Source organism: Janthinobacterium sp. GW458P (assembly GCF_002127585.1).
GTDB lineage: Bacteria > Pseudomonadota > Gammaproteobacteria > Burkholderiales > Burkholderiaceae_D > Janthinobacterium.
This window is the reverse complement of record NZ_NEGZ01000089.1, coordinates 1-13,134: the sequence shown is the minus strand read 5'-3', so window position 1 is coordinate 13,134 and position 13,134 is coordinate 1. Positions and strand designations below refer to the sequence as shown.

Here is a 13,134-nt window from a genome sequence, read left to right as displayed (position 1 = left end):
ATCGAACTGCTGGCCGGGGAGGCGGAAATTCTCGCCAGCGGCGCGCGCCAGCCCGTCAGCGTGGTGGCGGGAGCCGGGCGCCTGCTGGCGCAGTCGGCCCGCTTCAACGTGCGCCACACGGACGACGCCGTCTGCGTCACCTGCCTGGCGGGCGCCGTGGACGTCGTGTGGCGGCAGCGGCGCGTGACCCTGGATGCGGGCCAGCAAGTGGTCTACGACGGGCGCGGCGTGCAGGCGGCCAGGATGGCGGCGCCGGGCGAGGCCAGCGCGTGGCGCACGGGCGCGCTGTCGTTTGCCGGCAAGCCGCTGGCCGAGGTGGTGGCCGAAATCAACCGCTACCGGCCCGGCCGGGTGCTGCTGCGCAACCCGGAACTGGGGCGGCGCCTCGTGCGCATGCGCTTTTCCATCGCCCAGATCGATGGCGCGCTGGCGATGATACGCGACCTGACGGGCGCGCAGATGACCAGCCTGCCGGGCGGCGTGGTGCTGCTGAGCTGATCGCCGCATGTGCGGCGGCAGGGGCTGGCAAAATATTTTTCAAAAAACATTATCCTTTCCGCCACCGAGCTACGTCATGGAGGTGTGGACGCTTGTGCGACAGCCAGGCTCCGTTCCCATCTCACTAGCCAGGAAACCATTGCCATGACCAAGTTTCACACTGCCCAGCGCCCAGTCCCGAACGTCGACGCGGGCGCGCAGCGTAGCTCCACGCTGGGCAGCCGCCTGCGGCTCACGCCGCTTGCCTATGCATTGACCACCATGCTGATGGCGGGCGCCTTCAGCACGCCGGCGCGCGCGCAGCAGGCGTTCAGCGGCAGCTGGTTCGCGGCCAAGGGCGCGGCGCAAAATACGGCGGCCACCTCGGGCCGCCTGCCGAACGGCCAGCCGCTGCCGCTGGGCAGCCGCCCCGAAGGGCAGCAACAGCAGGCCAATCAGCAGTTGCAGCGTTCGCTCAACAACCTGAACCTGGCCGCGCGTGCCATTGCCGCGCAGCAAGCGGCTCAGGCGCAGGCGCGCCAGGCGGCCGCCGGCGACGCCGGCGTGCCGAACGGCCTGGCGCAGGGCGGCTTGCAGGTCGACACCAACAGCCTGACGGCCGGCTGGCGCAACGCCCAGGCGCCCGTGCAGACGGTGGCGGCAGGCAAGACGGCCGTGGTGGTGCAGCAGACGGCGGACAAGGCCATCCTGAACTGGGAAACATTCAATGTGGGCAAGGACACGACATTGACGTTCCAGCAACAGAAGGACTGGGCCGTGCTAAACCGCGTCAACGATCCGCAGGCGCGTCCCAGCCAGATCCAGGGCCAGATCAAGGCCGACGGCACGGTATTGCTCGTCAACCGCAACGGCATCGTGTTTAGCGGCACGAGCCAGGTCGACACGCGCAGCCTGGTGGCGGCCGCCGCCCGCATCGGTGATGCGCAATTCCAGAAAAACGGCATCTACAGCGCCGGCACGGCCGGCGCCACGACTTTTACGGACGCGGGCGGCAAGGTGCAGGTGCAGGCGGGCGCGCGCCTGGCCAGCAATGCGCCCAAGGGCAGTACGGAAGGGGGCGGTTACGTGATGCTGCTGGGCAAGGAAGTCCACCATGCGGGCGAGATCAGCACGCCCAGGGGGCAGGCCCTGCTGGCCGCCGGCGACAGTTTTACCATCAAAAAAGGCGTGGGCACGGACGGCAATCCGCTGTCGACCACGCGCGGCAGCGAAGTCACGCCGCAGTTTGCCGCCGGCAGCACGGCGGGCAAGGTCGTCAACACGGGCCTGATCCAGGCGCGCGAAGGCGACGTCACGCTGGCCGGGCGCGACGTGCGCCAGGAAGGCGTGGTGCTGGCCACCACCACGGCCGCCACGCGCGGCACCGTGCACCTGAACGCGCTGGGCAGCGACGCTGCCGTCACCGTGGGGCGCGGCGCCACCACGGCCATCGTGCTCGAGGACGACGGCAAGACGACGGCGCTCGACAGCCAGCGCGACGCCATGCGCGGCCCGGCCGTGACGGCGACGGACAACATCGTTGGCGTGAACGACCGCCGCGACCAGTCGCGCATCGAGATCGGCAGCGCCGGCACGGTGGAATTCCTCGGCGACTCGCTGACCCTGGCGACGGGCGGCCAGATCGCCGTCAAGGCGGCCAGCCGCAGCCTGCTGCGCGATGGCGCCCAGCTCGACGTTTCCGGCGCCGTCGGCGTCAAGGTGGCCATGGAGGCCAACAATATCGAGATCAACGTGCAGGGCAACGAGCAGCGCGACGCGCCCGTTAACCGCGACGGCAAGGCCTTGATCAATAACAATATCTGGGTCGACCGCCGCAAGCTGGTGTTCGTGCCGAAAGGCACGAACGGCTACGACAGCGACCGCTGGTACACGGCCGGCGGCTTGCTGGAAGTGGCCGGCTACCTGGGCACGCAGGGCCATTCCGTCAGCGAGTGGATGGCGCAGGGCGGCACGGTGAGCTTCGGCGGCAAGGATGTCGTCACGCAAGCCGGCTCCGCCATCAATCTGTCGGGCGGCACCCTGGACGTGCAGACGGGCGCGCTGCGCCAGACCTGGCTCAAGGGCGCGGACGGCAAATTATATGAGGCGGGCAGCGCGCCGGCCGACTTGCCGTATGCGGGCGTGTACAAGGGCTACGAGGAAGAACACGCGCGCTGGGGCAAGGAAGCGAGCGCCTTCTACGCCAATCCTCTGATCGCGGCGCAACAGCGGCTGGAAAACGGCTACACGGTGGGCCGCGACGCGGGCAAGCTGGTGGTAGCGACCGGTTCGGCCGTGCTGGAAGGGGCGATTGCGGGCGAAGTCTTCCAGGGCGAGCGCCAGACGCAGGCGCCGCAGGCCCTGCTCGACGGCTACCAGCAGTCGCAGCTGGCCGCCGCGCAGCGGGGACAATTGATCGTCGGCCAGTACCAGCCCATGTTCGACAAGCGCACGGGCGTGCTGCAGCACGCATTGTCGGCCGTCATGGACGAGGTGCGCCTGACGCGCGTGCAGGACGGCATCGCCGCCGGCCTCGACGTGACAGGCGTACTGGCGTCAGAGCGCCAGGGCAAGCTGCTGCTCGATACTGGCTTGCTCAATGAGCAACGCCTTGGCGCCATCCGCCTCGCCGCGAAAGGCGCGATCACGGTCGACAGCGCGCTGCAGGTGGCCGACGGCGGCAACATTACCCTGTTCGGCAAGGACCTGGCCATCAACAGCAGCCTGCGCAGCCATGGCGGCAGCATCATGGCCGGCAACGTGCTGAACCAGATCGGCGCGCTGGGCATGGTGGACACCGTCGTCAATCAGGGCGGGCCAGCGGGCAAGCTGGTGCTGGCCGACGGCGTCACGCTCGACACCGGCGGCCTGCTCAGTAATGTGCTGCGCGATCCGCTGGCCGCCGCCGGTTTGCCATATATCAATGGCGGCAATGTGTCGCTGCGGGCGAACGGCGACGTGCGCATCGGCAGTGGCAGCCTGATCGACGCCGGCTCGGGCGCGGCCATCCTGGCGCAGGGCAAGCAGCAGGGCGGCAAGGGCGGCAACGTGACCCTGGCCAGCTATGGCGCCAAGGCCGACCTGGTGCTGGGCGCGGGCGCGCAGCTGCGCGGCCATGGCGTGACGGGCGGCGGCAAGCTGGAATTACAGGCGAACAAGATCGTCATTGGCGACATTGAAAAACCCGTCGCAGGCGCCCTGCAGCTGGGCGGCGACTTTTTTGAACAGGGTTTTTCCAGCTACAGCCTGGTCGGCAAACAGGGCTTGACGGTCGCGGCCGGCACGCAAGTCGATGTGCGCATGCCCGTGCTGCGCGTGGTGGACAACGAGAAACTGGCCCTGTGGACGCCGGAGCCGGTCACGGAGAACCCGCTCAAGGGCACCTTGACGCAGCGCAAGGGCGCCAGCCTGGCCCTGCAGGTGGGCGATATCCAGTCCGGCGCGGCCGACATGGCCACTGCCCGACTGCTGGTCGGCAAGGGCGCCGTGGTGAGCGTCGATGCGGGCCAGTCCATCAAGCTGGCCAGCGTGGGCCAGCTGACGGTGGACGGGCGGCTGAACGCCTGGAGCGGCAAGATCAGCCTGGGCGGCGTGGGCGTGGACGTGAACGTGTCCGAAGCGGTGGAGGCGGCCGGCCATGGCCGTTCCATCTGGATCGGCGAGAATGCCGTGCTCGACGTGGCGTCGCGCGCCGTCACGGCCACGGACGCGCAGGGCCGGCGCTATGGCAAGGTGGCGGACGGCGGCAGCATCGTCGTCGGCGGCGAAATCGACCACGCGCAGGGCAGCACCTCGGCCGCCAGCCTGTTCGTCGTCGTGCGCGACGGCGCCGTATTGGACGCTTCCGGCGCGCATGCCGTGCTCGACGTGAACGGCGCGGCCGTCGACGTGGCCAGCGCGGGCGGCAGCATCGCGCTGGCGTCGAACAACGGCTTGTACCTCGATGGCCAGCTGCGTGCCTGGGCGGGCGGCGCGGGGGCGGCGGGCGGCAGCCTGTCCGTGGCCACGGGCTCGCCCGTCTACCTGAAAACGCTGGCGACGGACAAGGTGCTGCAGGGCCGCCAGCTGGCATTGACGCAGCGCAAGGTTGCCAGCGACCTCGCAGACGGCGTGCATGCGCAGGATGCGGCGCAGGACGGGCCGCAGGCGCTGCAGTACGGCCATGGCCGCTACTCGGTGGAGCAGGTGGAGGCGGGCGGCTTCGGCAACCTGGCCCTGCTGGGCGCCGCCTCCTTCGATGGCGACGTGTCGCTGACGCTGCAGCAAAGCTTCCAGCTGTATGGCGCTCCCGTGCTGGCGCCAGGCAGCAAGCCCGGCGCGAAGGTCGGCATCGCGGCGCCGTACGTGCGCCTGGCCAGCGTCAAGCCGGCAGCACGCGACTACTATGTCACGCCGGGCACGGCGGGCCAGTCGCCGATGGCCGGCCAGGTCAGCATTGCTGGCGACCTGATCGACGTGCGCGGCCTGGTCGACATTCGGGCGGACGACGTGCGCCTGACGAGCCGCGGCGACCTGCGCTTCCTGCTGTCGCCGCTGGGATGGGATGGCAACCAGGCGACGACGGTGCTGTCCACGCCGGGCGACATGACCCTCGCTGCGGCCCAGCTGTATCCGGAAACGGGCGCCGGCGCCGCCGTGCGCGCCGGCTATAGCAGCATCAATGGCAAGATCGGCTACGATCCCGCCCATGCCCTGAACATCGCGCGCACCACCGACAGCGTGCCGGCCATGCCGTATTCCGCCTTCGGCTCGCTGGAACTGGCGGCCGCGCACATCGAGCAGGGCGGCGTCGTGCGCGCGCCGCTGGGGCGCCTGGCCATCGGCGCGGCAGGCTATGACAATGACAAGAGCCTGAGCGTGAATCTGCTGTCCAGCAGCATCACCTCGGTCAGCGGCGCCGGCCTGGTGATGCCGTATGGCGGCACCGTCGATGGCCAGACCTGGAACGTCAACGGCAAGCCGGCCACCCTGATGGGCGTGGGCGGCATCAATGCGCAGGGCGGCCTGCGCATCGGCGTGGACATGGCCGGCGTGGCCGTGGACGTGCGGCCTGGCGCGCTGCTCGACCTGTCCGGCGGCGGCGAACTGACGGGCGCCGGATTCATCGCGGGCCGCGGCGGCTCGACCGACGCGCGCTACCACCCGCTGGCGCAGGTGGGGGCCAATGGCGGCTTTGTCCTGCCGGGCCTGGCGACGAATCCCGTGTACGCCATCGTGCCCGGCGTGCAGGCGCCGCAGGCGCCCGCGGGCGGCGACAAGGGCGCCGCCGATCCGGCCATCGGCCGGCAGGTGACGCTGGGCAGCGGCGTGCCGGGCTTGCCCGCCGGCACCTATACCCTGATGCCGTCGACCTATGCCCTGCTGCCGGGCGCCTTCCGCGTGGAACTGAACGGCCTGGCGGGCCAGGGGAGCGCAGGCACGCTGGCGCAGCCGCTGCGCAACGGTTCCTGGAGCGCGCCCGGCACCCTGTCGATCGCCGGCACGGACATCCGCGCGCCGCTGGCCAGCCAGCTGATACTCACGCCGGCCAAGGCCTTGCGCACCTATTCCCAATACAACGAAACCGGCTATGCGGCCTACGCGCTGGCCGATGCGCAAACGCGCGGCATCCCCCGCGCGCTGCTGCCGGCCGACGCGAAGACGCTCAAGCTGACCCTGGCGCAGGACGGCGGCCCGGACACCTTCCAGTTCAAGGGCACCGGTAAATTCGGCGCCGCCGAGGGCGGCTATGGCGGCACCGTGCTGCTGATGCCGGGCCAGAGTGCCAACGGCGATATTGAAATTCTCGCCGACGGCGCGCCCGCCACCAGCGGCGCCGGGCTGGTCAGCGTGCGCGCCTCCAGCCTGAACAATATCGGCGCTGCCCGCATGATGCTGGGCAATGCACCATCGGTGGAATATGGCCAGGCTGGCAACTACGTGAACTTCGGCGCCAAGTCGGCGCGCGCCATCTACCTGCGCGCGGGGGCAGTCCTGTCGGCGCCCGAGGTGTTCCTCGTCGCCCAGGACCCCAGTAGTTATCTGCTGGGCGATGGCTTGATCGATATCGCGCCCGGTGCCGGCATCAGCACCGTGGGCAAGGGCAAGGCCGCGTATGACGCCAACGACGGCTTCATCTACAAGAAGGGCCGCGCGGACGTGCACATGCTGGCGGCCTCGAACGGCTTGCTCAACGTGGCGCCGGCCAGCGGCACGGCGCGCGGCGGCATCCGCATCGGCGTGTGCGACGACGCCTGCGCCGACAAAGGAACAGCAAGCCTGTACTCGGAAGGCACGCTGCTGCTGTCGACGAATGGCAGTTTCGCGCTGGACGACACGGCCCGCTATGGCACGCGCAACCTGAGCCTGGCCGTGGGCGCCATCAACATGGGCAGCGGCGAGGCGCTGGCGGCGGCCCAGGCCAGCGGCACGCGCTCGAGCGGCCTGACCCTGAACCAGGGCGTGCTGGACCGCCTGCTGCGCGGCGATACCGGCACGGGCGCGCCGGCCCTGCAGTCGCTCATGCTGAGCGCGGCCGACAGCGTCAATTTCTATGGCGACGTGGTGCTCGATACCTATGACAAGGGCACGGGGAAATCGACCTTGGAGCGCCTGGTGCTGACCACGCCGGCCATGTATGGCCAGGGCGGCGCCGATACCGTGGCCACCATCCGCACGGCCAACCTGATCTGGGGCGGCGCCCTGTCGCCGGCCGGCAATGTGATCGCGCACGGTGCCGGCACGGGCAGCGGCACCCTGAACCTGGAGGCGCAGCGCATCGATTTCGGCTTCGGCCCGTTCACGCAGCCGGCCGGCGTCGCCTCGTTCGACCGCCTGGCGCTCGGCTTTGGCAACGTCAACCTGAAGGCGTCGGGCCAGGTGACGGCCAACCACAAGGGCAGCCTGTCCGTCTACCAGGCGCAGGGCGCCTACGAGGCCGGCAAGGGCTACCAGTACAGCGGCGGCAAGCTCAATATCAGCACGCCGCTGCTGACGGGCGACTCCGGTTCCGTCCACAGCTACACGGCGGGCGGCGCGCTGACGGTGGCGGCGCCGGCGGGTACGGCGCCTGCCGCGCCCGTCAAGAATACCGATGGACTGGGCGCCCAGCTGGCCTTGAACGGCGACAGCGTGAGCGTGGCGACGGCCGTGGTGTTGCCTAGCGGTAAGTTGGCGATCGGCGCCCGGCGCGACATCACCGTGGCCGACGGCGCGCGCATCGACATGGCGGGCCGCAAGTCCACCTTCTTCGACGTGGACAAATACAGCTGGGGCGGCGACGTGACGCTGGACAGCCGCGCCGGCGATATCCGCACAGCTAGCGGCGCCGTGATCGACGTGTCGGCCGAGAACAACCGCGCCGGCAGCCTGAAGGCCGTGGCCCTCGATGGCGCGGCCGGCATGGTCGACTTGCAGGGCAAGTTACTGGGCGGCGCCAGCGGCAGCTACGACGCGGGCGGCACCGTCGTGCCATACAAGAAGGGCAGCGTGGACGTGCGCGCGCAGACGCTGGGCGCGGGCGGCACGCTGGACAGCCAGTTCGCGTCGCTGAACGCGCGCCTGACGGAAGGCGGCGTGACGGGCGGGCGCAGCTTCCAGCTGAAACAGGGCAATTTGACTATCGGCAATGAACTCAAGGCGGGCGAGGTGCAGGTATCGCTCGACAACGGCAAGCTGTCCGTTGCCGGCACCGTCGACGCCAGCGGCGAGCGCGTGGGCAGCATCCGCCTGGCCGGCAAGCATGGATTGACGTTGGCCGGCAATGCCGTGCTCGATGCGCATGGCACGCTGTTGCGCGTCGACAGCTATGGCAAGATCATCGACAGCCCGAACCGGGCCACGGTGGAACTGAACGGGGGCGAGGGCGTACTCGACCTGGCGGGCGGCGCGCAGATCGACGTGCGCCACGGCACGGCGGCCGTGGCCGGCAAGGGCAAGGGCGAATACGACGGCGCCGCGCGCGGCACCGTGGAATTGAGCGCGCCGCGCCTGGGCAGCGGCGGCGTTCGCACGGATCTTGATGCGGCCACTTTCGGCGACATCGCCATTGCGGCCGGCGGCGGCTTGACGATACGCGGCGCGAAATCGATCGCCGTCAACGCCATGCAGCGCTATGACGACGCGGCCTACGCCGCGGACGTGTCGGCCAGCGGCCGCCCCTACCAGGTGATCGACCAGGCATATCTCGACAGCAAGCATGCGGACAGCACGGCTTTCATCGATGCGGCGTTGGCCAACACGAACTTGCGCAATATCAAGCTGGCGGGCTTGAACACGGCCGCCTATGCCGATGCGCTGCATCTGCGTCCCGGCGTCGATATCGTCAGCAAGACGCCAGACGGCGACCTGGTGGTGCGGGGCGACCTGGATCTCTCAAACATGCGCTACGCCAGCCTGAACCCGCGCTTCCCGCACACGGCTGTGCGCGGTTCGGGCGAGGTGGGCAGCCTGCTGCTGCGCGCCGGCGGCGATTTGAGCATCTATGGCAGCATCAACGACGGCTTCGCGCCGCCGCCCGCCACCCAGGATGACAAGGGCTGGATCTTGCTGCCGGGGCGCGACATCAATGGCAGCGACGTCATCGTGCCGGGCCAGGGCGTGACCGTGGCCGATGGCACTTTGTTCCCGGGCGGCATCGCGCTCAATTACGACGTGCCCCTCAAGGGCTTCAATCTGGACGCGCAGACGCGCCTGCCCGTGGCCATGACCCTGGACCAGGCGGTCACCTTGCCGGCAGGCACGGTGCTGGCGGCCGCCGTGCGCGACAGCGCCGGCAACATCGTCCATGCGGCAGGCAGCCTGCTGGCCACGGCGCAGACCTTGACAGCCGGCATGCGCCTCGACGCGGGCAGCGTGCTGGCGCAAGCGGTCAAGGTGCGCGCCATGACCTGGCCCAAGGGCGTGCCGCTGCCTGGCGTGGCGGGCGAACGCTCGGTGTTTGCACTCAATGGCAACCTGGCGCTGGCCGTGGGGTCGCTGATCCCGTCCGGCACCGACGTCAAGCTGATGGCCGGCGTGGAATCGATCGCGCTGCGCCCGGACGTGGCGGGCAGCCAGGGCAAGCTGTGGGCCATCGCGCCCATGCTGGCGGAAGGCTCGCAGGCATGGGGCATGCGCCTGGTGGCCGGCGCCGACCTGGAAGGGGCCGACACGCGCGGCGTGCAGGCGCATCCCGCGCACGGCAGCCTGCGCCTGGCCGACAGCCATTACGGCATGTACGGCGTGCTGGTGCCGCCGAAGGGCGTGCAGTACTGGACCAAGGAAGCGCAGGAACTGGGCGAGCGCGAGGGCTTCCCCGGCATCGTGGCGGGCGAACCCATCACCGAGGAATTCACCAGCCAGTTCGGCCAGACTGTCGAGCAATTTTGCGCCAACGACCCGACGTTATGCCTGCTGAAGGTGGCCTACGTGTGGACCAAGGCTGGCGCGGAAGAGTATGCGGATGACAAAGTGAAGGCGGGCGACCTGCTCGACCCCGTGGCGCTGAAGTGGCCGACCATTTGCGAGGACAATCCCACCTGGTGCGGCACGGCCAACCCCACGTTCGACTACAAGGCGAGCAGCCTGCGCCACAGCGTGCTGCGCACGGGCACGGGCGACCTGGACCTGGTCAGCGGCGGCGACCTGCGCATGGACAGCCTGTATGGCGTGTACACGGCCGGCATGTCGTCCGCGCCGACGGCGGCCGGCGACCCGTACAACCTGCCGCGCGCGCGCAATGCCGAAGGCAAGGTGCTGGGCAACCCCGACGGCGCCCATGAACGCCTGGTTGACGGCGGCGCCGACAGCATCTACCGCGCCTGGTATCCGGAGCAGGGCGGCAACCTGCTGCTGCAGGTGGCGGGCGACTTGAGCGGCTCGCTGGTCGACGCGTCCAGTTCCATCAACCTGCGTCCCGTTCCCTTGGATGGTATGGCCGATTCGGTGGCAGTGGGCAACTGGCTGTGGCGCCAGGGCAGCGGCGGCGTGGCCACGGGCGGCGCGCCCCAGCCGACAGCGTGGTGGATCAATTTCGGCAGCTATGTGGGCCGCGGTACGCTGGCCGACACGGTGCTGGGCTTTACAGGCTTCGGCACCCTGGGCGGCGGCAATGTGCGCGCCGAGGTGGCGGGCGATGCTGGCGTGCTGGCGCCGCTGACGGGCAGTTCGTATAACGGCAGCATCAATCCCCGTTCTCAGGGCTTGCTGCTGGCCGTGGGCGGCACGGGACGCGTGCTGGCCGACGGCAGCCTGCTGCAGACGGGCGGCGGCGACCTGGACCTGCGCGTGGGCGGCGCCCTCAACCCCGGCGGCGGCTCCGGTGGCAATCACCTGAACGGCGCGCTGGTGGACTTGCGTGGCCACGCGGAAACGTCGGCCACGCAACTGGGCAGCGTGGCGCTGCATTATGGCACCCAAGCCACCGATCACGTGCCGCTGGAAGCGCGCGCCTACGATGCCTTCCGCGCCACGCGCGCCACGGCCCGGGGCGGCATGACCCTGGTGCCGGGCGACGCCACGTTCAGCGTGGCGACGCTGGGCGACCTGGTGCTGCAGGATGTGGCCGATCCCGGCCGCGTGACCGCGTTCAATGCCACGCCGTTCACCGGCGCGGCCGGTGAGCAGGGCTACGGCTACAGCTGGTTCAGCCTGTGGACGCCGCGCACGGCGCTTGACCTCTACTCCGCCGGCGGCAACATGACGCCGCTGTCGGCGTCCGTCGGCACCGATACCGACCTGGCCACCGTCTATCCGTCCATCGTGCGGGCCGCGGCCGCGAATGGCAGCTTGTACTACGGCAAGACCATCACGGATTGGGGTGCTGCGTCCGCGTATGGCCCGCCGCTGCTGCTGGCGCCGTCTCCCAATGCCCAGCTGCAATGGCTGGCCAGCGACTCCATCTACGCGGGCGGTTTTGCCGTCAGCCAGTCCGGCGCCGCCGCCGACAGCATGGCGACGCCGTTCAAGCCAGCCTTCACGGGCTGGGATATCCGGCCGAATGAGACTAATCCCCTGGCCACGAATGTCTCGAGCGCGGGGACGCCGATGGCGAAATGGAACTTCCCGCTGTTTGCCTTCGGCCCCAATTCCTCGGCCGGCCCCGCCAACAGCGGCACGCAGGTGACCCGTATCTATGCCGTCAAGGGCGACCTGGTGGGCGTAAACAGCGGGCGTATCCTCGCGTTTCATGACGCCAGGCGTGCGGGCATCACCTGGTATGAGGGCGGCCAACCCGTGTGGATGAAGGCGGGCCGCGATATCGTCGGCAGCGGCACGGCGCAGCTGGAAGCCAAGAACGGCAGTGCCAGCAACAGCGACATGAGCTTCATGAATATCAGCAACCTGTTCGTGCACAACAATGCGTTTGACGTCTCGGTGGTCTCGGCCGGGCGCGATATCCTGAACAGCTCCTTCAACGTGGCCGGCCCCGGCACGCTCGATATCAGCGCCGGACGCAACATATTGATGCAGGACAAGGGCAGCGTCGTCAGCCTCGGCCCCGTCGTGGCGGGTGACAAGCGCCCGGGCGCCGGCATCGCCATGCAGGCGGGCGTGGGCGCGGCCGGTCTCGACTACCTGCGCTTCGTCAAGCCGTATCTGGACCCGGCCAACGTGGCGCAGGCGGGCGTGCCGCTGGCCGGCCAGGCTGGCAAGGTGGTGAAATCGTACGAGGGCGAACTGGCCACCTGGCTGGCCGAGCGTTATGCTTTCAAGGGCACGGCCGCCGAGGCGCTGGCCTTTTACCTGGCCTTGTCCGAGCCGCAGCAGCGCGTGTTCGCCCGCGACGTGTATTTCGCGGAGCTGAAGGCGGGCGGGCGCGAGTTCAACGATGCGGACAGCCCGCGCCATGGCAGCTTCCTGCGCAGCCGCAACGCCATCGCGGCCCTGGCGCCGGCCACGGACGCCAGCGGCAAGGCCATCGATTATGCGGGCGACATCGTCATGTACCGCGGCCTGTACGCGGTGCGCAATGATGGCGAGCAGCGCTGGGACTATTTCCCCCGCAGCGGCTACGTGCACACCAACTTCGGCGGCGATATCCAGCTGCTCACGCCGGGCGGCAAGCAGGTGTTCGGCATCGAAGGCGAGGCGCCGCCGTCGACCTCGGGCGTCATCACCAAGGGCGGCGGGAATATCGAGCTGTTCTCGCACGGCAGCATCCTGCTGGGCCAGAGCCGCGTCATGACCACGTTTGGCGGCGATATCCTCGGCTGGTCGTCGCAGGGCGACATCAATGCGGGGCGCGGCTCGAAGTCGACCATCGTCTACACGCCGCCCAAGCGCGTGTATGACAACTGGGGCAACGTGACCCTGTCGTCCGACGTGCCCAGCACGGGCGCCGGCATCGCCACCCTGGCGCCGATCGCCGAAGTGCCGGCCGGCGACGTGGACTTGCTGGCGCCGCTGGGCACCATCGACGCGGGCGAGGCGGGCATCCGCGTCTCGGGCAGCGTCAACCTGGCCGCGCTGACGGTGGTGAACGCGGCGAACATCCAGGTCAAGGGCGAAGCGAAGGGCATGCCGGCGGTGGCGTCCGTCAACGTGGCCGCCATGACGAACGCCAGCGCGGCCGCCACGCAGGCCACGGCCGCCGCCCAGGACGTGGTGCAGCGCGAGCGCGCCGCCACGCGTGCCGCGCAGCCGTCCGTGTTCACGGTGCGCGTGCTGGGCTTTGGCAACGACGCCCCGCCCGACAGC

The 13,134-nt window shown here is 69.6% G+C and carries 2 protein-coding genes; both read left to right on the top strand.

Features of this window, described 5'->3' with window-relative positions:
• The coding region (locus tag CBW50_RS27150) for a FecR family protein (protein WP_367301836.1) at positions 1-498 on the top strand (498 nt) is incomplete at its 5' end.
• Positions 499-642: 144 nt separating this feature from the next.
• A partial coding sequence (locus CBW50_RS27145) for a filamentous haemagglutinin family protein (protein WP_139842667.1) occupies positions 643-13,134 on the top strand: 12,492 nt, incomplete at its 3' end.